The organism is Cellulomonas carbonis, assembly GCF_014636275.1.
Taxonomy (GTDB): domain Bacteria; phylum Actinomycetota; class Actinomycetes; order Actinomycetales; family Cellulomonadaceae; genus Actinotalea; species Actinotalea carbonis.
In genome coordinates this window covers 618,160-640,911 of record NZ_BMEB01000002.1, presented here as the reverse complement: position 1 = coordinate 640,911, position 22,752 = coordinate 618,160, and the positions used below count along the sequence as shown (strand labels likewise).

Genomic DNA, 22,752 nt, shown 5'->3' with positions numbered 1-22,752 from the left:
CCCGACTTCTGCCCAGATGCTGGACGGGGGCGGTGAGAGCCGTGTACCCCTGGACGCGTGACGGTGACCGGATCGCCATGGGGGGTTCACCCCGCCTCCCCATGCTGGCCGCTGCCGGCTCGACGACGAGCCGTCTGCGTCACGCCCGTTCCGCCCCCGCACACCGTGGGGGCCCGGAAGGAGAACCTGTGCCCCACTGGTCCAAGCGCGCCCTGACCGGCGTCACGGCGTTGGCGGTCTGCGCCACGCCGGCAGTCGTGGCCCCCGCGGCCTCAGCGGCGGTCGACCCCGCCTCCCCCCTGGTCATCAACGAGGTCTACGGCGGCGGCGGGAACTCCGGCGCCACCTACACCCACGACTTCGTCGAGCTCTACAACAAGGGCACCGAGCCCGTGGACCTGTCGGCCTGGAGCGTGCAGTACGCGAGCGCGGCCGGCACGACGTGGTCGGGCGTCACCCCGCTCACCGGCACGATCGAGCCGGGCGAGCACTACCTGGTCCAGCAGGCGCAGGGAGCCGGGGGCACGACCCCGCTGCCGACGCCGGACGCCGTCGGCACGGTCGCGATGTCGGGCTCCTCGGGCAACGTCGCCCTGGTGTCCTCCGCCTCCGCGCTGACCTGCGCCGGCACCGCGTGCGCGACCGACGCGGCCGTCGTCGACCTCGTCTCCTACGGCGGCTCCGCCTACGCGGGCAGCGGACCCGCGCCGCGGCTGTTCAACACGACGTCGGCCTCGCGCGACGCGCAGCACACCAACACGGGCGACAACGCGGCCGACTTCGCGGCCGGCGACCCGACGCCGACCTCCGGCCCGGGCGCCGAGGAGCCCGAGGAGCCGCCCGTCGTGCCGCTCCTGACCATCCCCGAGATCCAGGGCACCGGCGCCACGTCGACGCACGTCGGCGAGGAGGTCCTGGTCCGCGGCGTCGTCACCGCGGCCTACCCGACCGGCGGCTACTTCGGCTTCACGATCCAGACGCCCGGGTCGGGCGGCCAGGTCGGCGAGGCCTCCGACGGCCTCTTCGTCTACCAGCGCTCGGGTGCCGTGGCCGTCCAGATCGGCCAGCACGTCGAGGTCCGCGGCACCGTCGCCGAGTTCAGCGGGCTGACGCAGGTCGTCGTGCCCGACGCGTCGGGCGTCACGGTCCTCACGGAGGAGGCGGCCGCGGTCACGCCCGTCGCCGTCCCGTGGCCCGCGACCGACGAGGGCCGCGAGGTGCTCGAGTCGATGCTCTTCGAGCCCGTCGGCACGTACACGGTGAGCAACACGTACTCGACCAACCAGTACGGCGAGGTGGGCCTCGCCTTCGGCGACCTGCCGCTGCTCCAGCCGACCGACTTCGGCCTGCCGGGCACGCCGGAGCACGACGCCGTGGTCGCGGAGAACGCGGCCCGCGCGGTCGTGCTCGACGACGGCGCGTCGACGAACTTCCTGCGCAGCGACAACGGCGACCTCACGCCGCCGTACGTCTCGACGGAGAACCCGGTCCGCGTCGGAGCCGAGGTGGTGTTCCCCGAGCCGGTCGTCGTCGACTACCGCAACAACGCGTGGAAGCTCCAGCCGACGGAGACGGTGACGGCCACGACCCCGCTCTCGGAGCGGCCGACCTTCGAGGACACGCGCACCGCGGCCCCGGACGCCGACCGCCTCGGCGGCGGCGAGTACACCGTCGCGTCGTTCAACGTCCTCAACTACTTCACGACCCTCGGCGACCAGGACCCGGCGTGCGTGCCATACACGACGCCCGACGGTGAGCCCGTCACGGTCCGCACGGGCTGCGCGGTGCGCGGGGCGTGGGACGCGGAGGACCTCGCTCGCCAGCAGGCCAAGATCGTCGACGCCATCACGGCGCTCGACGCGTCGGTGGTCGGCCTCATGGAGATCGAGAACTCGCTCGTCGTCGACGGCGTGGCCGACGAGGCCGTCGCGACGCTGGTCGACGCGCTCAACGCCGAGGCCGGTGAGGAGCGGTGGGCCTACGTCCCGTCATCGGACGAGCTCCCGCCCGCCGAGGAGATGGACGTCATCACCAACGCGATCATCTACCAGCCCGCCGAGGTCAAGCCGCGCGGCGAGATGCGCGTGCTCTCGGAGCTGAGCGGTGAGGGCGAGGCCTTCGACAACGCGCGCGAGCCGATCGCCCAGGTGTTCAAGCCCAAGCGCGGGGGCGGCGAGCCGTTCCTCGTCGTCGTCAACCACTTCAAGTCCAAGGGCTCGGGCGAGGGCCCGGGCAACGACGTCGACGAGGGTCAGGGCCTGTCCAACGCGGACCGTGTCGAGCAGGCCACCGCGCTGCGCGACTGGGTCCCGACCGTGCTGGACGACCACGGCCGCGACCGCATCGAGGACACGTTCCTCGTGGGTGACTTCAACGCCTACTCCGAGGAGGACCCCATGCAGGTCCTCTACGCGGCCGGCTACGTCGACGTGAACCTGTGGATGGAGGAGCGCGGCTTCGAGCGCGAGTACACGTACTCGTTCCGCGGGCTCTCGGGCTCGCTCGACCACGTGCTCGTCAGCACCTCGGTCCTCGACCGGCTCACGGGCGCGGACGTCTGGGAGATCAACGCGGGCGAGTCCGTCGCGCTCGAGTACAGCCGCCACGGCTACCACGGCACCGACTTCTACGCCGAGGGCCCGTACCGGTCGAGCGACCACGACCCGGTCGTCGTCGCGTTCACCTCGGGCAAGGACACCGGCGGTCCGGGGTCCGGCGGACCCGGTCACGGGGGCGTCGTGAGCCACGTCGTCGCGCTGATCAAGCTCCTGCTCGGCTGGTTCACCGGCCGCTGAGGCGCGCCAGGGGCCCGTCGTCACCCTCGCGGGGGACGGCGGGCCCCTCGCACCCGTCTCGACGTGCGGGGTGCACCGGCCCCCACTAGCGTCCCGGTCGAGGGGCTGACAAGCCCCAAGAACGGAAGGGGTACGTCATGGAAATCGGCGGCATCATCAGCGCCATCATCATCGGCCTCATCATCGGTGCGCTCGGGCGGCTCTTCGCCCCGGGTCGGCAGAACATCTCGATCATCGTCACGATCATCGTCGGCATCGCCGCGGCGTTCCTCGGCGCGTGGATCGTGCCGAGCGACGACGGCTTCAGCATCCTCACGCTGATCGTGCAGCTCGTCCTCGCGGTCATCGGCGTGATCATCGCGGCCCAGCTCCTGGGTCGTCGTCGTACCGTCTGACGCGAGCCGTCACAGCTCTCTCCTCGAGAGCCGGACGCCCGGTGGCCCCCAGGGTCGCCGGGCGTCCGCGTGTCCGGGCAGCTTCACGGAGCGCAGGAGCGCTGTTCGGGTCTGTTGGTTTTCGTTCGATCCTGGTAACGTGGTCGTCATGTGGATGGTCACCGGAGGCGCGGGGTACATCGGCGCCCATGTCGTGCAGGCGTTCCTCGACGAGGGCATGGCGGTCGTCGTCCTCGACGACCTGTCGAGCGGTCACGCGGAGTTCGTCCCCGAGGGCGTGCCGCTCGTGCGAGGTTCGATCCTCGACACCCCGCTCGTCGAGGCCGCGCTCCGCGAGCACGGCGTGGACGGCGTCGTCCACCTCGCCGGCTTCAAGTACGCGGGCGTGAGCGTCCAGCGCCCGCTCCACACCTACGCGCAGAACGTCACGGGGACCGCGCACCTCCTCGAGGCGATGGACGCGGCCGGGGTGCGCCGCATCGTGTTCTCCTCGAGCGCCGCGGTCTACGGCACGCCCGACGTGGACCTCGTGACCGAGCGCACGCCCACCGCTCCCGAGTCGCCCTACGGCGAGAGCAAGCTCATCGGCGAGTGGCTCCTGCGCGACGCGGCCCGCGCGACCGCCGACGACGACGCCCCGCTGCGCCACACGTCGCTGCGGTACTTCAACGTCGTCGGGTCGGGTCGCCCGGACCTGTACGACTCGAGCCCGCACAACCTCTTCCCGCTCGTCATCGAGGCGCTGCTCGCCGGCCGGACGCCGCGCATCAACGGCACCGACTACCCCACGCCGGACGGCACGTGCGTGCGCGACTACGTGCACGTGGCCGACCTGGCCCGTTCGCACGTCGTCGCAGCGCGGGCCCTCGAGGCGGGAACCTCTCTCGAGCCCGTCTACAACCTCGGCAGCGGCGACGGCGTGTCCGTGCGCGAGATCATGACCACGATGGCCGACGTCACCGGCATCGCGTTCGAGCCCGACGTCGCGCCCCGCCGGCCCGGCGACCCGGCGCGCATCGTCGCCTCGGGCGAGCTCGCCGCGCGCGACCTGGACTGGCGCATGCGCCACTCGCTCACCGAGATGGCCCGGTCCGCGTGGGAGGCCCGCCGGCAGGCCTGACGTCCAGGTCCCCGTCGGGGCGCGACGCGGGTCGGCCCCGGTCGGAGCCCGGTCAGATCCGGCTGGGGACCGAGTCAGGTCCCGATCGCCCGGATCGCGTCGAGGCGGGACGCGACCGCCTCGAGCACGCGCTCGTCCCCGGCGTAGACGCCGTCGGGCCGGGGCCAGTGCACGACGAGGTCGGTGAAGCCGAGCTCCGCCGCGCGGCCCACGGCGTCCTCGAGGACGTCGACGCTCGTCAGGGAGAACACCGGCGACGCGTCGACGTTGAGGTACCGGTCGACCCCTGCGGGGTCGCGGCCCGCGTCGGAGGCGACCTGCTCGAACCGTCGCACCATCGCGCCCAGACCCGCCCACCACGCGTCGTAGCGCTCGGCGCCCGTCGCGCCCTCCTCGCCCGCCCCGACGCCGTCGCCGGGCCCGTACGTCGCCCACCCCGCGCCGTGCCGGGCGGCGACCCGCATGCCGCGCGGCCCGTTGGCGGCCACGACGAAGGGCACGCGCGGACGCTGCACGCAGCCGGGCAGCATGCGCGCCTCGCGGACCGTGTAGTGCGCGCCCTCGTGGTCGGTCACGGGCTGCGTCAGGAGAAGGTCGAGCACGTCGACGAACTCCTCGAACCGCGCGACGCGCTGACCAGGTGTGAGCTCGGGGTCGCCCAGGACGTCGGCGTCGAGGCCCGTGCCGCCCGCACCGACGCCGAGCACGAACCGACCCCGGCTGACGTCGTCGAGGCCCATCACGTCCTTCGCGAAGGGCACGGGGTGCCGGTAGTTGGGGCTCGCGACCCACGTGCCCAGCGGGATGCGCTCGGTGACGCCGGCGGCCGCGGCGAGGACGGGGACCGTCGCGAGCCACGGCTCGTCGGCGAGCGACCGCCACGCGAGGTGGTCGTACGTCCAGGCGTGGTCGAAGCCCATCTCCTCGGCGCGCCGCCAGCGCGTCCGGTCCTCGCTCCAGCGCAGCTGCGGGAGCAGGACGATGCCGATGCGCACGTGCCCTCCTGGGCGGTCAGGACCAGCCGAGCTCGTGCAGCCGGTCGTCGTCGATGCCGAAGTGGTGCGCGACCTCGTGCACCACGGTGACCGCGACCTCGTCGACGACGTCCTCCACGGTGTCGCAGATCGCGAGCGTCGGGTTGCGGTAGATCGTGATGCGGTCCGGGAGCGACCCGGCGGCCCACCACCCGTCGCGCTCGGTCAGGGCCACGCCCTCGTAGAGCCCGAGCAGCTCCGGGTCGTCCTCGGGCGCGTCGTCCTCCACCAGCACGACGACGTTGTCCATCCGCGCCGCGAGCTCCTCGGGGATCAGGTCGAGCGCGTCGCGGACGGCGTCCTCGAAGGCGTCCCGTGACATCTCGACCACGCGCCCATCATCCCCTGTCGATCGAGGTCCCCGACACCCGGCGCCGGCTGTCCCCGACACCCGGCGCCGGCCGGTTCGCCCCCCAGCCGGATGGGACGCGGACGGGCCGCTGACCTGCGTGGGGAGCCCGGTTTTGGGGATGGGGCGTCGTACCCGTATGCTGTGCGAGGTCTTCGGCGCAACAACTCCGGGGCGTCCCAGACGGGCCCGCCCCCATCGTCTAGCGGCCTAGGACCCCGCCCTTTCACGGCGGTAGCACGGGTTCGAATCCCGTTGGGGGTACGAGCAGGATCGGCAGTTCGAGCAGTGCAGCAGTACCGGTATCCTTGTGATCCACCACAAGGCCCCGTAGCGCAGTCTGGTTAGCGCGCCGCCCTGTCACGGCGGAGGTCGCGGGTTCAAGTCCCGTCGGGGTCGCTCAGCACAAACGCCCGGTCGCAAGACCGGGCGTCGGTGTCTCGGCCAGATAGCTCAGTTGGTAGAGCGTTCGACTGAAAATCGAAAGGTCCGCGGTTCGAACCCGCGTCTGGCCACCGCAGCTCAGGAGGCGCGAGCCCCCACCCGACGCCCCGCCCGGTCCCGCCGGACGGGGCGTTCGTCGTCCCGGCCGGCCGCTCCGTGATCGCTCCGATTGCCGAACACGCGTCGCACCGGTTGTCTGTACCGCAGAATGTGGCTGACACCCCGCTGCTCGCCGAGCGGACGAGAAGGGACGTGGTGACGTGACCAGCACGCGAAGGACCTTCGGCCGCGAGGAGCGGCCGAGCATCGGCGAGCTCGTGAGCCAGCTCTCCGAGAAGACCTCCCGGCTCGTGCGCGACGAGATCCAGCTCGCCAAGAGCGAGCTCGCGACGAAGGCGAAGCACGCGGGCGTCGGGATCGGCCTGTTCGCCGGCGCGGCGTTCCTCGGCTTCTTCGGGTTCGCGGCGCTCATCACGACGGCGATCCTCGGTCTGTCGAACGCGGTCTCGCCCTGGCTGGCCGCCCTGATCGTCGCCGTCGTCCTCCTCGTCGTCGCGGCCGTCCTGGGCCTGCTCGGCAAGAAGGCCCTCGACCGGGGCGTCCCGCCCACCCCCGACCGCGCCCAGGAGAACGTCAAGCTCGACGTCCAGGCCGTCAAGGAAGGACTGCGCTGATGAGCCCCACCACGCCCGACTCGATCGAGGCGGACATCGCCCGCACCCGCGCCGAGCTCCGCGAGACGGTCGACCAGCTCTCGGACCGGCTCTCCCCCAAGAACCTGGCGCAGGAGGCGGTCGAGGAGGCGAAGATCGCCGTCGCCGACCTCAAGCGGCGCGTCACCGGTGAGGTGCGCGAGCCGGACGAGCCCGAGGCGACCCGGACGGGCTGGATCGTGCTGGGCGGCGGTGCGGCCCTCGCCCTCGCCGTCGTCACGAAGGTGATCCGCAAGCTCTGACCGGCGCCGCTGCGGACCGGCGCCGCTGCGGACCGGCGCCTCGGCTGACCGGCGCCGCCGCCTCTGACGACGCAGCGATGCCGCGCGCAGGACGACGGCCCGGGCCCCCGACTGGTGTCGGGGGCCCGGGCCGTCGTCGTACGCGCCGTGCGAACCGTCAGACGGCGCGCTGCTGCGGCACGTCGAGCAGTCTCCTGACCTCGGACTCGCGGTAGCGACGGTGGCCGCCGAGCGTCCTGATCGCGGAGAGCTTGCCGGCCTTGGCCCACCGCGTGACTGTCTTGGGGTCCACGCGGAACAGTGCGGCCACCTCGGACGGCGTGAGCAGCGTCTCTTCCGTTGAGTGCCTGGACACGTCAGTCCTCCTCTCGAAGGTCGGCGCGACCGCTCCCCGGTGGAACGGCCGTCCCCCGCGCGACCTGCAGACATCGTCGCAGGTGGTTCAAAACGGCGCACACCGGGCAACCCCGACACTCCGGGCGCCGGGGCCGCACCCCGCCCGCCCGGCCTGCCTCCACACGCAGCGAAAGCCCAGGTCAGCGTGTCGGACGTCCGCCGCTCGGTCCGCCGGCGGCCCGCCATGCCGACGCGCTCCGTCCCAGCCCGTGGACCCGAGGACGGGTCGCGATGCGGGACGCCGTCCCCGTCCCGGCACACCGTGCCCGCGCGCCACCGACGGCGCGCGCGACCCGCCACGCCGTCCTCGCTGCCACCACGGAGCGCGCGTGGGGAGCGTGTGCGCTGTCACAGCACCCACGAGGCGAGTCACGGCACCGCGACGACGACGCCCGTCCTCGTGTTCGCCCACGGGTGAGCGAGTCGCCGGAACCCGGTTCGAGCATGTACCGTTGGCGCACGACGAAGAACAGCTCCTCGGGGCCGCTCGTGGTGACACACGATGCCGCCCCGCTTCCACGTTAGAGGGGGTCGGTGCCATGGGGCGCGGCCGTCAGAAGGCGAAGCAGACCAAGGTCGCTCGCGAACTGAAGTACTCCACGTACGAGCCGAACTACCGAGCCCTCGAACAGGAGCTGACGTCGCGGAAGACCTACTCGGGTCTCGCCACGACGGAGGACTCCCCGGAGCCGGAGTCGGACGACTACGCCGGTTGGGTGGACGACGAGCGCTGACCGCTCGGCGCACCGTCCCCACGGGACGTCCCCGAACCGGGGGACGTCCCGTGCTCAGGTGCGGTAGCTCCCGCGGAGGCTGACCGCTCCCGCGTCGACGCCCTTGGTGCCGCGCACCACGTCGTCGCCCGTCGCGCCGTCATCGGCGCGGACGCCGCCGAGCACCCACGCGGGGACGCCGAGCGCCTCGAGCCGCGCGAGGGCGTGGTCGACGCTCGCGCCGTCGACGACCGCGACCATGCCGACCCCGAGGTTGAGGGTCCGCTCGAGGTCCGTCCACGGCACCGAGCCGAGCTCCTGCACCATCGCGAACACCGGCGGGACCTGCCACGCACCGCGGTCGACGTCCGCGACGACGCCCTTCGGGAGGACGCGTGCGAGGTTCGCCGCGAGGCCCCCGCCCGTGACGTGGCTGTACGCGTGCACGCCGGCCGCGTCGTCGCGCGCGAGGTCGAGGCACGGCCGGGTGTAGAGCCGGGTGGGGACCAGCAGCTCCTCGCCCACCGTGCGGCCGAGCTCGGGGACGTGCCGCTCGAGCCCCCAGCCCGAGACCTCGAGCACGCGACGGACCAGCGAGTACCCGTTCGAGTGCAGGCCCGACGACGCCATCGCGATCACGACGTCACCCTCGCGGACCCGGTCGGGGCCGAGGACGTCGTCGGCCTCGACCACGCCGGTCGCGGCGCCCGCGACGTCGTACTCGTCCGGACCCAGCAGACCCGGGTGCTCCGCCGTCTCGCCACCGACGAGGGCGGTCCCGGTCTCGGCGCACGCGGCGGCGATCCCGCGGACGACGGCCGCCATGCGCTCGGGCACCACCCGGCCCGTCGCGATGTAGTCCGTCATGAACAGCGGCTCGGCGCCGACCACGACGATGTCGTCCACGACCATCCCGACCAGGTCGGCGCCGATCGTGTCGTGCACGTCGAGCGCCTGCGCGATCGCGACCTTGGTGCCGACGCCGTCCGTCGACGTCGCGAGGAGCGGTCGGCGGTAGCGCGTGAGGGCCGACGCGTCGAACAGGCCCGCGAAGCCGCCGACGCCGCCGAGCACCTGCGGGCCGTGCGTCGCGCGCACGGCGTCCTTCATGAGCTCGACCGCGAGGTCGCCCGCCTCCGTGTCGACGCCCGCGGAGGCGTACGTGACGCCCCCCGTGGGCACCGCCGCGGCCTGGGCGTGCCGGCCGCTCACGGGCGCCGGAGCGCGTCGGCGCCACCGGTCGAGGTCATCAGGGAGCCGAGGCCGTCCTCGGGCGCGCCGAGGGGCAGCTCGCTCTGCTCGAGGAGGTTCTTGCCGAGGCGGTCCGCCGGGGGCAGCTCGATCGGGTAGCGACCCGTGAAGCACGCCGTGCACAGACGCGACGACGGCTGCTCCGTCGCGGCCACCATGCCCGCGAGCGAGATGTACCCGAGCGAGTCGGCGCCGATCGAGCGGCCCACCTCGTCCGGGGACAGGCCCGTCGCGATCAGCTCGGCGCGCGACGCGAAGTCGATGCCGTAGAAGCACGGCCACTGCACGGGTGGTGAGGAGATCCGGACGTGCACCTCGGCCGCCCCGGCCTCGCGCAGCATGCGGACGAGCGCACGTTGGGTGTTGCCCCGGACGATCGAGTCGTCCACGACGACGAGCCGCTGGCCGCGGATCACCTCGCGCAGCGGGTTGAGCTTGAGGCGGATGCCGAGCTGGCGCAGCGTCTGGGACGGCTGGATGAAGGTGCGGCCGACGTACGCGTTCTTGGTCAGGCCCTGCGCGTACCGGATGCCCGACTCTGCGGCGTAGCCGATCGCGGCCGGCGTGCCCGACTCGGGCACCGGGATGACGAGGTCGGCCTCGACGGGGAACTCGCGTGCGAGCGTGCGGCCCATCTCGACGCGGGCGGCGTGCACCGACCGGCCGGCGATCGTCGTGTCGGGACGCGCGAGGTAGACGTACTCGAACGCGCATCCGGTCGGCGTGGGCTCGGCGAAGCGGCGCGTGCGCAGGCCGTCCGCGTCGATCGCGATGAGCTCACCCGGCTCGACCTCGCGGACGAGCGACGCGCCGACGATGTCGAGGGCGGCGGTCTCGCTCGCGACGACCCAGCCGCGCTCGAGCCGGCCGAGGACGAGCGGGCGGACGCCGTGCGGGTCCCGTGCGGCGTAGAGCGTGTGCTCGTCCATGAAGACGAGGCAGAACGCACCACGCAGGCGCGGCAGTACCTCGGCGGCGGTGGCCTCGAGCGTGTGGTCCGGGTCGCCCGCCAGGAGCGCGGTGACGACCGCGGTGTCGGTGGTGTTGCCGCGGGCCAGCTCTCCGCGGCGCAGCGCCCCGTACCGCTCCGCCACGAGCTCGACGAGCTCGGCGGTGTTGGTCAGGTTGCCGTTGTGCGCGAGGGCGACGGTGCCCCCCGCGGTCGCGCCGAGGGTCGGCTGGGCGTTCTCCCACGTCGACCCGCCGGTCGTCGAGTAGCGCGTGTGACCGATCGCGATGTGGCCGGTCAGCGCGTTGAGCGCGGTCTCGTCGAAGACCTGCGAGACGAGCCCCATGTCCTTGTAGACGAGGAGCTGCTCACCGTTCGAGGTCGCGATGCCTGCCGACTCCTGCCCGCGGTGCTGCAGCGCGTACAGGCCGAAGTAGGTGAGCTTCGCGACCTCCTCGCCGGGAGCCCAGACCCCGAAGACGCCGCAGGCGTCCTGAGGTCCCTTCTCGCCGGGCAGGAGGTCATGGGTCAGTCGTCCGTCACCGCGGGCCACGACCCCATGGTGGCACACGCCGACCGAGGGGTCCTCCGGGGCCCGCTCCGTGGGCGCCGGCGCCGTTCAGCGGGCGCGACCCGCACGCTCGACGACGACGGCGACCGCGGCGCCGACGAGCGCCCCCAGGGCCGCCGCGACGACGACGAGGACGGCGAGCACCGTGCCCGTGCCGACGGTCGCGTCGTCCGACCGCGGTACGACGAGCACCGTCACGACCGCCGCGAGCACCGCGAGCGCAGCCCCGGTGAGCGCGAACGCGCGGTAGCGGGGTGCCCGCCGGACGGTCGCCGGCTCGGCGACGCGCTCGAGCTCGTCGGGCGTCGGGCCAGGAGCCGGCCGGTCCTCGTCGTGGGCCTCGGTCATGGCCGGACCCTATCCGGGCGCGCCGACGCCCGGGCGGGGAGCCCGCCCGGGCGTCGGTCGTGCACTGCGCGTCAGGCGCGCCCGTCAGACGGGCTCGGGGCCCTCGGCGTCCGCGGTGAACCACCCCACGACGTCGACGGCCACGTCGACCGTCCCGCCGTGCGGCTGGTCGGAGTACAGCGAGATCCGACCGTCCTCGGGCACCGCCACCACCACGAGGTTGGGCAGCTCACGCCCCTGGATGTAGTTGATCGACGAGACGTTCGGCGTCGCGCCGCCCGTCTCCGGGTAGACCCGCAGGTTGCCGACCGAGCTCGGGCGGATCGCCGTCACGTTGAGGACGACGGTCGTCGCGTCGGCGGGCAGGTCCGCGAGGTCGTTGAGGTCGAGCGTGCGCTCCTGGTGCGCCATGAGCTTCGCGCCGTCGCGGGTGTCGAGCACCCGGTCCGGGACGATCTCGGTGTACTCGGCCTCGGCCGTCACCCAGCCGACGACGTCGAGGACGACGTGCACCGGGTTGCGTGCCGGACCCACGGGCGTGTCGGACCAGAACGACACCGTGCCGTCCTCGGACAGCGTCACCATCGCGAGGTTGGCCTTGTCCTGACCCGGTGCGTAGTTGACGACCGACGTGCCGGGCACGTCGTCGCCGCCCGCGAAGACCCGGAGGTTGCCCGGGGCCGTCGGGCCGGTGACGGTGACGTTGAGCAGCACGGCCGTCGCCTCGGCGGGGACGCCCGCCTCACCGGTGACCTGCACCTCGTACGGGGTGCGGTTCCGCACGGGGCCGACGTACGGGCCGGCCGGCGTGGACGGACGCGTGTCGACGAGCCGGCGCGAGGCCTGCAGCTCGACACCCGAGTCGGGCAGGAGGAACGCGGAGACGTCGAGCAGGACCCCGGCTGCGGGCGCACCACGCGTCACGTAGCAGAGGCGGCCGTCCTCGGACAGCGGCACGAACGTCGTGTTCGCGACGTCCTTGCCCGGCTCGAAGTTGACCGTCGAGCCCTCGGTCGCGCGGCCGGTGGCGCCGTCGGGGTAGACGACGACGTGGCCGTAGCTGTTCGGGCGGACGGTGGTCACGTTGAGCACGACGCCCACGGCCTCGGCCGGGACGGGGCTGATCCCGCCGACCTGGATGCAGACGGGGACGTCGGGCGCGACGACCGGCGGCGTCGGGACGCGCACCGGCTCCACCGGCACGAGCGACGACGGCAGCTGGCCGGGCACCGCGAACCACGCCTCGGTGCCCGTGCCGGGCACGTGCGCGACGAGCGCGACCGTTCCGACGGCCCAGTCGGGGAGCGTGACCTCGACGGTCGCGCGACCGACCTCGTCGGTGCCGTCGACGATCGTCGGGTCGATGTCGGCGCGGCCGACCTCGGTGTCGCCGAGGTGCACGACGACCTCGTCGCCCTGCTCCTCACCGGCGCTGAACAGCAGCGACGAGAGGTCGACCTCGAAGGTCGAGCCCGGCGCGAAGCCGCCCTCGGGCGCCGCGGGCAGCTGGACGCCGACGGCGCGCTGCGCGAGGTCGGGCGACACGGGCGACATCGCGTCCATGTAGTCCACGAACGCCTGGAGGTCGATCCGGCCCGAGTCGGCCCGGTCCTCCGCGGTGACGTCGGCGAACGTCGTGAAGTTGTCGCCACCCGAGGCGAGGAACGAGTTCGCCACGACGCGGTACTCCCCCGCCGGGTCGAGCCACTCGTCGCCGACCCACACGTCGGTGACGCGCTCGCCCTGCGCGGCGGTCGGGTCGTAGGTGTACGTCAGACCCGCGACGCCGAGCTTGAGGATCGCGCGCTCGGCGCCCTCGGGCTGCCACTGCTCCTCGAGGACCTGGACGACCTGCTCACCCGTCATCGTCAGCGCGACGAGCGTGTTGGCGAAGGGCTGGACCTCGGCCGCCTCGCGGAACGTCACGTTGCCGTCGGGGTCGCCCTCGCCGGACGACGCGAACAGGATGTCGGTCCGCAGGCCACCGGGGTTCATGAAGGCGATCTCGGTACCGAGGTCCTGCGTCGCCCACAGCTGGACGTCCGCGACCAGGTTGCCGAGCGTCGACTCACCGCCGCGGTTGGAGGACCCGTCGGCGTTCTGCGCGCGGAAGAGGTCCTCGGTGACGGTGCCGAGCGAGACCGAGCCGAGCTCGTCCGCCTCGAGCACCGCCGCGTCGACGACGTCCTGGACGGCCTCGACCTGCGGGTACTCGAGCTCGCTCGTCTCGTCGTCGACGAGGTCGACGACGTGGGCCTCCGAAGCGACGAGGTCACCCGTGGTGGGGTCCACCGTCAGCTGCACGTGCGCCAGGGCCTCGCCGTACTGGCCGCCCTGCACGACGGGGCGGGCGACATCCGCGCCCCAGCCGTCGACCGGGACCAGGTGCGCGTACCGCTGGTGCGTGTGGCCGGAGAAGACCGCGTGCACGTCGTCGCTCAGGCCGGTCACGAGCTGGCCGAACGACGTCGCACCGGTCGCGTCGGCGACGTCGGCGCCGTTGGCGCCCTCGTGCACGAGGAGGACGATCACGTCGGCCTCGTCGTTCGCCTCGTCACCGTCGCTGAGCTGCGCTGCGACGCGGTTGACCTCGGGAAGCATCGGCTTGACCTCGAGGGTCTCGATGCCCGCGGGCGAGACGAGGCTCGGGAGGTCCTCGGTCATCGCGCCGACGAAGGCGACCGTGAGGCCGTCGACCTCCTCGAGCGCGTACTCCTGGTACGCGGGCTCGCCGGTGGTCGTGTCGTACAGGTTGGCCGCCAGGTACGGGAACGTGTCCTCGACGGCCGGCAGCACGCGGTCGTCGACGTCGACGCGTCCGCGGTCGAACTCGTGGTTGCCCAGGGCCGCGGCGTCGAGGTCCATGAGCTCCAGGGCGTCCATCGTCGGCACGTCGTCGGCGACGAAGGACGTGAAGGTCGAGGCGCCGATGTTGTCACCGGCGGACACGAAGAGCGTGTTGGCGTTGGCGGTCTCGAAGGCCTGGACGGCCCCCGCGAGCGACGCGGCACCGGCGGACTGCCGGTTCTGCTCGAGCCGGCCGTGGAAGTCGTTGATGCCCACGATGTCGATCTCGACGAGGTGGTCGGCGGCAGCGGCAGGTGGGACGACGACGGCAGCCGCGCAGATCACGCCGGCTGCCGTCAGAGGGGCGAGGCGCCGGGTACGGCGCCGGGTCAGGTGCATCGGGCGGACCTCCAAGGGTCGTTCGCGAGCGTCGGCGCAGGTCGCGCCGGGGGACGTTCGGCACGCTAGCCCTCGCCCGCACCCGCCGACCAGACCCTGCGTCCCTTCGGTCCGCGGCCGTGGGGAGATGTTCACGAGCCGGACGCCCCCGTTCAGCGCGTGGACACCTGCGCTGCTCCGAGCGGGTGGTGGGCGCACACGGGAGGGGATTCGCGCACGGGGACGACGGCGACGCCGGCGCACGTGAGGGGGCGCCCCGGCGGATCCCGGCGGGCCCCGGCGGGCGCGGTCAGCGCGGCCGGGCCGCCTGGAGCGGCAGGAGCCGCGACAGGTCCGCGCGCTCGCCCGACGCGCTCACGCGTCCCGCAGCGACCGCGTCGGACCACGTCGTCGCGCCGGTCACGAGCTCGAGCCAGGTCGTCGGGTCGGTCTCGACGACGTTCGGCGGAGTGCCGCGCGTGTGCCGCGGGCCCTCGACCACCTGGACGGCGCCGTCGGGCGGCACGCGCACCTCGACCGCACGGCCCGGTGCGACGTCGGCGAGCTCCTCCAGCGTGAACCGCACCGCGGTCCGGACGACGGACCGTGGCGCGCCCGCCGGGTCGCCGCGCCATGCGGCGACCGCGGCGCGACCCTCGACCGGGTCGGTCCGACGACGGGGAGGCACCTCAGGCGAAGTGGGCGGGCAGGGTCGCGCGGTGCGCCGCCTCGAGCTCGCGCAGCGGCACGCTGAACAGGTCCCGGACCTCGAGCGCGGCACCACCGTCGAGGCCCGCCTCGGCGGCCCCCTCGACGGCACCGGCCGAGCCTGCCCCGACGGGCGGGAGAGTCGTCGTCGCGGACGGCACCGCGGCGTCGTCGGTCACGCCGATCTGCAGGCACGGGACGCCGCGCGCGGTGCACAGGTCGACGAGCCGGACCGACTCGCTGCGCGGGACGGCGACGACGGCACGCGCCGTCGACTCCGAGAAGAGCGCCTCGAAGGGCGTCACGTCGTCGCGCTCGCACAGCTCGTCGAGCCGGACGCGCGCCCCGACGCCGTAGCGCAGGCTCGACTCGACCAGCGCCTGGGCCAGACCGCCCTCGGACAGGTCGTGCGCGGCGTCGACGAGCCCGTCGCGGGACGCCGTGACCAGGACCTGGGCGAGCGCGCGCTCGGCGGCGAGGTCGACGGCGGGCGGGCGGCCGCCCAGCTGGCCGTGCACGACGTCGGCCCACGCCGAGCCGTCGAGCTCGCCCCGCGTGATACCGAGGAGGTAGATCGCCTGGCCCGGTGCGCGCCACCCCGACGGCGTCGCGCGGTGCACGTCGTCGATGACGCCCAGGACGCCGACGACGGGCGTGGGGTGGATCGAGGAGTCGATCGTGCCGGGCTCGCCCGTGCCGTTGTAGAGCGACACGTTGCCGCCCGTCACGGGCACGCCGAGCTCCTGGCACGCGTCGGCGAGGCCCTCGATGCCCTGCACCAGCTGCCACATCGCGTCGGGGTCCTCGGGCGAGCCGAAGTTGAGGCAGTCGGTCACCGCGAGCGGGCGCGCACCCGACGTCGCGACGTTGCGGTACGCCTCCGCGAGCGCGAGCTGGGCGCCCGCGTACGGGTCGAGCTTGGCGTAGCGGCCGTTCGCGTCCGTCGCGAGGGCGACGCCGAGGTCCGTCGTCTCGTCGACGCGCAGCACGCCCGCGTCGTCGGGCTGCGCGAGCGCGGTGTTGCCCTGCACGAAGCGGTCGTACTGGTCGGTGACCCACGACTTGGACGCGAGGTTGGGCGACGCGACGAGGCGCAGCAGCGTCTCGCGCAGCTCCTCGGGCGTGCTCGGGCGCGGGTAGCGCGCGGCGCCGTCGGGCCCGCTCACCGTGTCGGCCTGGAGCGCATCCATCCACGCGGGGCGCGCGTACGGGCGCTCGTAGACCGGGCCCTCGTGCGCGACGGTCCGCGGGTCGACGTCGACGATGCGGCGCCCGTGGTGGTCGATCGTCAGGCGGCCGTCGCCGGTGACCTCGCCGATGACGGCGGTCTCGACGTCCCACCGGCCGGTGATCTCGAGGAACCGGTCGAGGTTGGCGGGCGTGACGACCGCCATCATCCGCTCCTGCGACTCGGACATGAGGATCTCGCCCGCCGTGAGCGTCGGGTCGCGCAGCAGGACCTTCTCGAGGTCGACGTGCATGCCGCCGTCGCCGTTGGACGCGAGCTCGCTGGTCGCGCACGAGATGCCCGCGGCACCGAGGTCCTGGATGCCCTCGACGACCCCCGCGGCGTACAGCTCGAGGCAGCACTCGATGAGCACCTTCTCCATGAACGGGTCGCCCACCTGGACGCTCGGCCGCTTGGAGGGCTTGGTGTCGTCGAACGTCTCGCTCGCGAGGATCGACGCGCCGCCGATGCCGTCGCCGCCCGTGCGCGCGCCGAACAGCACGACCTTGTTGCCGACCCCGGAGGCGTTCGCGAGGTGGATGTCCTCGTGGCGCAGGACGCCGACGCACAGCGCGTTGACGAGCGGGTTGCCCTGGTAGGCGGGGTCGAAGACGACCTCGCCGCCGATGTTCGGCAGGCCGAGCGAGTTGCCGTAGCCGCCGACGCCCGCGACGACGCCGTGCACGACGCGTGCGGTGTCCGGGTGGTCGATCGCGCCGAACCGGAGCTGGTCCATGACGGCGACGGGCCGCGCACCCATGGAGATGATGTCGCGCACGATGCCGCCGACGCCGGTCGCCGCACCCTGGTACGGCTCGACGAAGCTCGGGTGGTTGTGCGACTCGACCTTGAAGGTGACCGCCCAGCCGTCGCCGATGTCGACGACGCCCGCGTTCTCGCCGATCCCGACGAGCAGGTTCTCGCGCATCTGGTCCGTGGTGCGCTCGCCGAACTTGCGGAGGTGCACCTTCGACGACTTGTACGAGCAGTGCTCGGACCACATGACCGAGTACATCGCGAGCTCGGCCGCCGTCGGCCGGCGCCCCAGCAGGTCGACGATCCGCTGGTACTCGTCGGGCTTGAGGCCCAGCTCCGCGAAGGGGAGCGCGAGGTCGGGCGTCGCGGCGGCGTGCTCGACGGTGTCCGTCCCGTCGGCCGGTGCGACGTCCTCGGTGGGGTGCTGCGACGTGTCGGACGAGGTGCTCATCGTTCCCCTACCGGGTGGGCCCACAGGACGGCGTCAGGTTACCCGGCGGGGGTGGGACGACCGACGGCGTCTCACGGCGCCTCGCGCGCAGACCGCGCGACGGCGTCAGGGCTTGCGGCCGCTGCCGTTCCCGTTGCCGTTGCCGTTCCCGTCGGTCTTGCCCGCGCCCCGTCCGGACGTCGCGGCGTCGCCCGCCTGGTCGTCGTCGGCGGCAGGCTCGTCGTCGGCCGGCTCGGGAGCGTCGTCCTCGGTCGGCGCGGGGGCCGGGGCGGGCTCCTCGGCCGGCTCCGGCTCGGGGGCGTCGTCCTCGGCGCGCTCGGCGCGACGCTCGGCGTTCCGCTCGTGCGCGCGTGCGGAGATCTCGGCGCCCACGACGCCGCCGTCACGCGCGTCGGCCGCGACGGACCGGCCGAAGTCGGAGGGGTGCGGCTCGTCGCCGGGCTCGTCCTCCGTCGCCGACCCGTCGGCGGGCTCCTCGGCGACGTCCTCGCCCGCCTCCTCGCCCGGCTCCTCGCCCTCCTCCGTGGAGCCGTCGGCCGGCTCGGCCGCGGGCTCGTCCGTCGGCTCGACGGTCGGCTCCTCGTCGGAGGTGGCGTCGACCGGCGCGACGACCGCGGGCTCGTCGGCGAGCTGGGTCGCGACCGCGGGCGTCACGCCCACGACGCCGACCGCGACGGCGACACCCACGGCCTTGGCGGGCAGCCCGAGCGCTGCGAGCTTCGCGAGCGCGACGGTGAGCGGGGCGAACGGCATCGGGTCCTCCGGGTGGGTCGTCGAGGGCACGCTCCAGGTCGGGACCGTGCTCCGTGGACCCGATGGTGGGCCCCTCGGACCCCGCAGGGCCACCGTCCGGCGCGCACGTCACCCGGACGGGTCCGCCTCGCGGGCGGGTCGTCCTGGTTTGGTCCGCACGCCGGCTCAGGCGTCGAGGGCGGCGAGGACGACGAGGAGGACGGCGTACCCGACGAGGCCCGCGAGGAACGGTCCGACGCGCGAGCGCGCCGCCTCGGGGAGCTCCTCCTGGAAGACCGTCAGGAGCACCGACCCCGCGACGACCGCGGTCATCAGCGCGACGGTCAGCGAGCTCGTCGGTGCCGCCACGCCCGCCGCGACCCACCCGAGCAGCAGCGCCCCGGCGAGCACGAACCGCCCGACGTGCCCGTAGCGACGCGGGTAGCGCTCGGCCAGACCGCGGTCCACCACCAGGACGTGGACCGCGATCGCCGTCGTGAACACGGCCGCCCCTACCGCGTCGGACCCGACCCGTTCGGGCAGCGTGTAGGCGACCGCGACGTTGTACACCGCGAACGCGACGAGGTGGACGACGAAGGCGGAGGCCGACGTGTCGGACGAGCCGCCGTGACGGGGCGACCCCCGGTGCGCCGCGTACCGCTCGGCGAGGTAGAAGACCGTGAAGCCCGCGAGCGCGACGACGAACACCGCGATCTCCTGGAGCGGCACGTGGGCGACCAGCCCCTCGAGCGACTCCCCGAGCACACCGGCTCCGGCCGCGACCTCGGGCAGGAGGTGCAGGAAGACGTACGCGACCGAGATGCCGCCCGCGGCCGAGACGACGGCGCGCTCGTGACCGCCGACGACCGCGCGCAGCCTCGTGGCACCGAGGTGGACCGCCGCGAGCACCAGCGTGGGGAGCAGCGCGGCGACGGCGAAGGACGGCATCCCACGACGCTAGGTCGCGGGCCCCGCGACGGCGACCGGCCGTAGGCTCCGCGCGTGACGACGCGAGGGCGACGCCCCGGCTCGGGCGCGTCGACGCGGGCCGTCGACGCGCTGCTGCTGCTCGTCGCCGCCGTCTGGGGATCGACGTACCTCGCGGCCAAGGGCGTCGTCACGCCGTCGACGGTCGTGGCCGTCCTCGCGATCCGCTTCGCCCTGACGGCCGTCGCGATGGTGCCGTTCTCGCTCCGTGCGCGGCGGTCCGGCGGGGGCCGGACCGCGCACCGGCGACCCCGCGGCGAGACGGCGACTGGCGCGCTGCTCGGCGCCACGCTCGCGGCGATCATGGTCTTCGAGACCTTCGGCATCGCGCACACGAGCGCGACCAACGCCGGGCTGATCATCAGCCTCACGATCGTCATGACGCCGCTGCTGGAGAGCGCGGTCCGCCGGTCGTGGCTCCCCGCCCCGTTCTTCGTCGCGACGGTCGTCACCGTCGTCGGCGTGGCGCTCCTCGCGTCCGGCTCGGGTGGCGCCCTGCGCGCTCCCGCGCCCGGGGACTGGCTCGTCCTCGTCGCCGCCGCGCTGCGCGCCGTCCACGTGACGCTCATGCACCGGCGGACCGACGGCCGGCCGTTCGACTCCGGGCGGCTCACGCACGTGCAGATGACGACGGCCGCGGGCCTGCTCGTCGTCGCGAGCCTCGTCGTCGGCGAGCCGCCAGCGGCGGTGGCCGCCTCGCTGACGGGGCTGCAGTGGTTGCTCCTCGCGTACCTCGTGCTGGTCGGGACGGTCTTCGCCTTCGCGGTGCAGATGTGGGCCGTGCGCCGGACGTCGGCGTCGCGGGTCAGCCTGCTCCTGGGCACCGAGCCGCTGTGGGCGCTCGTCGTCGGCCTCGGCCTGGGTGGCGACCGCCTGGGCCCGCTCGCGCTGGCCGGGGCGGTGCTCGTGCTCGCCGGGACGACGTGGGGCCAGACCGTCGAGCGCCGGCACCGCGAGCGCACGGCGCACCCGGAGGACCTCCCGGTCGCCGCCTGAGGTCCAGGGGTCGCACCCGGGAGGGTCCAGGACCACACTGACGACCATGGACCTCCCGGTGATGCCGCCCGTCGCCCCGATGCTGGCGACGTCGGTCGCCGAGATCCCGCCCGACCACGTGTACGAGCCCAAGTGGGACGGGTTCCGCGCGATCGTCTTCCGCGACGACGACGAGGTCGAGATCGGCAGCCGCAACACCAAGCCGATCACGCGGTACTTCCCCGAGGTCGTCGAGGCGGTGCTGCGCGAGCTGCCCGAGCGGTGCGTCGTCGACGGCGAGGTCGTCGTGACGAACGCCGACGCCACGGGGCTCGACTTCGAGGCGCTGCTCCAGCGCATCCACCCGGCCGCGTCGCGCGTGCGCCTCCTCGCCGAGCAGACACCCGCGGTGCTCGTCGTCTTCGACCTCCTCGCGCTCGGGGACGAGGACCTCACCGGGCGGCCGTTCGGCGAGCGGCGCGCGGCGCTCGAGGCGGCCCTCGGCGGGCGGGGCCCGGGCGTCTACCTCACGCGCGCGACGACCGACCTCGACGAGGCTCGGCGGTGGTTCGACCAGTTCGAGGGCGCGGGGCTGGACGGCGTCGTCGCCAAGGACCCGGCGCAGACCTACCAGCCGGACAAGCGCGTCATGCGCAAGGTCAAGCACGTGCGCACCGCGGACTGCGTCGTCGCCGGCTACCGCGTGCACAAGTCCGCCGACGACGCCGTCGGCTCGTTGCTGCTAGGCCTGTACGACGACGACGGACGGCTCGCGTCCGTCGGGGTCACGAGCTCGTTCCCCATGGCCCGCCGGCGCGAGCTGTTCGCCGAGCTGCAGCCGCTCGTGACGACCGACGGCGAGCACCCGTGGACCCGCGAGGCCCAGGCGTCCGGCACGCGCACGCCGCGCGAGGCCGAGACGAGCCGCTGGAACTCCGGCAAGGACCTGTCGTTCGTGCCGCTGCGACCCGAGCGGGTCGTCGAGGTGCGCTACGACCACATGGAGGGGGCCCGGTTCCGGCACACCACCCAGTTCGAGCGGTGGCGGCCGGACCGCGACCCGCGATCGTGCACGTACGAACAGCTCGAGCGCCCGGTGCGCTTCGACCTCGGGGAGGTGCTGGGCGGATGAGCGGAACGCCGCGGGTCCCGAAGAAGGCCTACGAGAAGGAGCTGTACCGGCTCCAGTCCGAGCTGGTGAAGATGCAGGAGTGGGTGCGGGCCGAGGGCCGGCGCGTCGTCGTCGTCTTCGAGGGCCGGGACGCGGCCGGCAAGGGCAGCACCATCAAGCGCGTCTCGGAGTACCTCAACCCGCGCGTCGCGCGCATCGCGGCGCTGCCCGCGCCGACCGACCGCGAGCGCACCCAGTGGTACTTCCAGCGCTACATCGCCCAGCTGCCCGCGGCGGGCGAGATCGTGCTGTTCGACCGGTCCTGGTACAACCGCGCGGGCGTCGAGTTCGTCATGGGCTTCTGCACGCCCGACGAGTACCACCGGTTCCTGCACCAGTGCCCGATCTTCGAGCGCATGCTCGTCGAGGACGGGATCATCCTGCGCAAGTACTGGTTCTCGGTGAGCGACTCCGAGCAGGAGGAGCGGTTCCGCTCACGCCTCGAGGACCCGATGCGGCGGTGGAAGCTCTCCCCGATGGACCTCGAGTCGATCACGCGGTGGGAGGACTACTCGCGCGCCAAGGACCAGATGCTCGTGCACACCGACATCCCCGAGGCGCCCTGGTGGGTCGTCGACAGCGACGACAAGCGCCGGTCGCGGCTCAACATGATCCACCACCTCGTCGGGTCGATCCCGTACGAGGAGGTGCACCGCGAGGAGATCGTCATCCCCGAGCGCCCGCCCACGCAGGGCTACGTCCGGCCACCCAAGGACACGCAGCGGCACGTCCCCGACCACGCCGCGACGGTCGTCCGCGAGCACGAGGACAAGGCGGACGACGGCGGCTGACCGCCCCTGCGTTCGCCGCACGGACCGTCGCCGCACGTCCGGGACGTCCGCCGCTCGACGGCGCCGCGTCGGCACGGCACTCTTGCGCCATGCGTGAGAGCGAGACGAAGGACCTGCGCGACGTCGACCGGGCGCACTTCAGCGTGACCCTGGACGCGCAGAACGGCCGGCACCGCGGGGAGATGACGCTCTACGGCGCCGGACGGCCCATCCTGTTCGGCCCCGTGGGTCCCGCGGTGTGGGACCACGTGTTCCACGACCCCAACGTCTGGCACGAGCGCGACGACCTCATGCGCCTCATCGCGAGCTTCGAGCTGGAGGTCCTCGGACTGACCCTCTCGGGTGATGCGAGCGAGGAGCGCTTCATCCCCGCCGACGGCGGCGGCCCGCTGCTCTACAGCTCGACGGTCGAGCACCTCTGGCGGTGACGTCCGGGCGCTGAGCCCGACCGGGAGCACCGACCGTGGA

At 73.5% G+C, this 22,752-nt stretch carries 21 protein-coding genes and 3 tRNA genes; 13 read left to right on the top strand and 11 right to left on the bottom strand.

The annotated features are described in order from the left end of the window. The first annotated feature begins 188 nt into the window (after nt 1–188). The 3 genes from IEV86_RS08115 to galE all read left to right on the top strand — a co-directional run bounded on the left by IEV86_RS08115 (nt 189) and on the right by galE (nt 4,310). Complete coding sequence (locus IEV86_RS08115) at nt 189–2,795, top strand: ExeM/NucH family extracellular endonuclease (protein ID WP_052425836.1); 2,607 nt, start codon at nt 189–191, stop codon at nt 2,793–2,795. A 137-nt stretch (nt 2,796–2,932) separates the two neighbouring features. Beyond that, nucleotides 2,933–3,190, top strand: coding sequence for a GlsB/YeaQ/YmgE family stress response membrane protein (locus IEV86_RS08110; protein ID WP_043602653.1), 258 nt, complete (start codon nt 2,933–2,935; stop codon nt 3,188–3,190). Between the two features lie 148 nt (nt 3,191–3,338). Beyond that, nucleotides 3,339–4,310 (top strand): UDP-glucose 4-epimerase GalE, encoded by a 972-nt coding sequence (gene galE / locus IEV86_RS08105; RefSeq protein ID WP_043602704.1) that lies wholly within the window; start codon nt 3,339–3,341, stop codon nt 4,308–4,310. Between the two features lie 74 nt (nt 4,311–4,384). Here the strand turns inward: galE and IEV86_RS08100 are convergent, their stop codons facing one another. Together IEV86_RS08100 and IEV86_RS08095 are read right to left on the bottom strand one after the other, a co-directional pair. Continuing rightward, nucleotides 4,385–5,305, bottom strand: a complete 921-nt coding sequence (locus IEV86_RS08100) for an LLM class flavin-dependent oxidoreductase (protein WP_043602651.1) — start codon at nt 5,303–5,305, stop codon at nt 4,385–4,387. A gap of 16 nt (nt 5,306–5,321) precedes the next feature. Next, a complete protein-coding gene (locus tag IEV86_RS08095) occupies nt 5,322–5,666 on the bottom strand; it encodes a metallopeptidase family protein (RefSeq protein ID WP_043602703.1) in 345 nt (114 codons plus the stop codon). A gap of 218 nt (nt 5,667–5,884) precedes the next feature. Here IEV86_RS08095 and IEV86_RS08090 point away from each other — a divergent pair. The 5 genes from IEV86_RS08090 to IEV86_RS08070 all read left to right on the top strand — a co-directional run bounded on the left by IEV86_RS08090 (nt 5,885) and on the right by IEV86_RS08070 (nt 7,092). Continuing rightward, nucleotides 5,885–5,957: transfer RNA gene (locus IEV86_RS08090), tRNA-Glu, on the top strand. Nucleotides 5,958–6,017: 60 nt separating this feature from the next. Further along, nucleotides 6,018–6,092: transfer RNA gene (locus tag IEV86_RS08085), tRNA-Asp, on the top strand. A gap of 43 nt (nt 6,093–6,135) precedes the next feature. After that, nucleotides 6,136–6,208 (top strand) — tRNA-Phe (locus IEV86_RS08080). A 189-nt stretch (nt 6,209–6,397) separates the two neighbouring features. Continuing rightward, nucleotides 6,398–6,811, top strand: coding sequence for a phage holin family protein (locus tag IEV86_RS08075; RefSeq protein ID WP_043602649.1), 414 nt, complete (start codon nt 6,398–6,400; stop codon nt 6,809–6,811). Then, nucleotides 6,811–7,092: a DUF3618 domain-containing protein gene (locus tag IEV86_RS08070; protein WP_043602648.1), complete on the top strand. Its 282-nt coding sequence runs from the start codon at nt 6,811–6,813 to the stop codon at nt 7,090–7,092. Before IEV86_RS08075 ends, IEV86_RS08070 begins: the two co-directional genes overlap by 1 nt. 157 nt (nt 7,093–7,249) lie before the next feature. Here IEV86_RS08070 and IEV86_RS08065 read toward each other — a convergent pair whose 3' ends face one another. Further along, nucleotides 7,250–7,447, bottom strand: a complete 198-nt coding sequence (locus IEV86_RS08065) for a BldC family transcriptional regulator (RefSeq protein WP_043602645.1) — start codon at nt 7,445–7,447, stop codon at nt 7,250–7,252. Between the two features lie 580 nt (nt 7,448–8,027). Here IEV86_RS08065 and IEV86_RS08060 point away from each other — a divergent pair. Continuing rightward, complete coding sequence (locus IEV86_RS08060; protein WP_043602644.1) at nt 8,028–8,222, top strand: DUF3073 domain-containing protein; 195 nt, start codon at nt 8,028–8,030, stop codon at nt 8,220–8,222. Nucleotides 8,223–8,276: 54 nt separating this feature from the next. Here the strand turns inward: IEV86_RS08060 and purM are convergent, their stop codons facing one another. The 8 genes from purM to IEV86_RS08020 all read right to left on the bottom strand — a co-directional run bounded on the left by purM (nt 8,277) and on the right by IEV86_RS08020 (nt 19,308). Next, complete coding sequence (gene purM, locus IEV86_RS08055) at nt 8,277–9,413, bottom strand: phosphoribosylformylglycinamidine cyclo-ligase (protein WP_229734551.1); 1,137 nt, start codon at nt 9,411–9,413, stop codon at nt 8,277–8,279. After that, on the bottom strand, nt 9,410–10,954 hold the full coding sequence (purF, locus tag IEV86_RS08050) for an amidophosphoribosyltransferase (protein ID WP_043602642.1): 1,545 nt from the start codon (nt 10,952–10,954) through the stop codon (nt 9,410–9,412). Before purF ends, purM begins: the two co-directional genes overlap by 4 nt. Before the next feature lie 66 nt (nt 10,955–11,020). Then, nucleotides 11,021–11,320, bottom strand: coding sequence for a hypothetical protein (locus IEV86_RS08045; protein ID WP_043602640.1), 300 nt, complete (start codon nt 11,318–11,320; stop codon nt 11,021–11,023). Between the two features lie 84 nt (nt 11,321–11,404). Continuing rightward, complete coding sequence (locus IEV86_RS08040) at nt 11,405–14,506, bottom strand: bifunctional metallophosphatase/5'-nucleotidase (protein WP_081978460.1); 3,102 nt, start codon at nt 14,504–14,506, stop codon at nt 11,405–11,407. A gap of 289 nt (nt 14,507–14,795) precedes the next feature. Next, nucleotides 14,796–15,173, bottom strand: a complete 378-nt coding sequence (locus IEV86_RS08035; RefSeq protein ID WP_043602639.1) for a sterol carrier family protein — start codon at nt 15,171–15,173, stop codon at nt 14,796–14,798. Nucleotide 15,174: 1 nt separating this feature from the next. After that, nucleotides 15,175–17,628 (bottom strand): phosphoribosylformylglycinamidine synthase subunit PurL, encoded by a 2,454-nt coding sequence (gene purL / locus IEV86_RS08030; protein WP_043602638.1) that lies wholly within the window; start codon nt 17,626–17,628, stop codon nt 15,175–15,177. Nucleotides 17,629–17,733: 105 nt separating this feature from the next. After that, nucleotides 17,734–18,411 (bottom strand): hypothetical protein, encoded by a 678-nt coding sequence (locus IEV86_RS08025; RefSeq protein WP_052425835.1) that lies wholly within the window; start codon nt 18,409–18,411, stop codon nt 17,734–17,736. A gap of 135 nt (nt 18,412–18,546) precedes the next feature. Further along, complete coding sequence (locus IEV86_RS08020) at nt 18,547–19,308, bottom strand: hypothetical protein (RefSeq protein WP_043602637.1); 762 nt, start codon at nt 19,306–19,308, stop codon at nt 18,547–18,549. A 54-nt stretch (nt 19,309–19,362) separates the two neighbouring features. On the opposite strand from IEV86_RS08020, the gene IEV86_RS08015 reads away from it, so the two are divergent. The 4 genes from IEV86_RS08015 to IEV86_RS08000 all read left to right on the top strand — a co-directional run bounded on the left by IEV86_RS08015 (nt 19,363) and on the right by IEV86_RS08000 (nt 22,712). Further along, nucleotides 19,363–20,343 (top strand): DMT family transporter, encoded by a 981-nt coding sequence (locus tag IEV86_RS08015; protein WP_052425834.1) that lies wholly within the window; start codon nt 19,363–19,365, stop codon nt 20,341–20,343. A gap of 46 nt (nt 20,344–20,389) precedes the next feature. Then, nucleotides 20,390–21,454 carry an ATP-dependent DNA ligase gene (locus IEV86_RS08010; protein WP_043602636.1) on the top strand — a complete coding sequence of 355 codons (1,065 nt, stop codon included), beginning with the start codon at nt 20,390–20,392 and terminating at the stop codon, nt 21,452–21,454. Continuing rightward, nucleotides 21,451–22,284 (top strand): polyphosphate kinase 2, encoded by an 834-nt coding sequence (gene ppk2 / locus IEV86_RS08005; RefSeq protein WP_043602635.1) that lies wholly within the window; start codon nt 21,451–21,453, stop codon nt 22,282–22,284. Before IEV86_RS08010 ends, ppk2 begins: the two co-directional genes overlap by 4 nt. Before the next feature lie 89 nt (nt 22,285–22,373). Next, on the top strand, nt 22,374–22,712 hold the full coding sequence (locus tag IEV86_RS08000) for a hypothetical protein (RefSeq protein ID WP_052425833.1): 339 nt from the start codon (nt 22,374–22,376) through the stop codon (nt 22,710–22,712). Nucleotides 22,713–22,752: the final 40 nt, after the last annotated feature.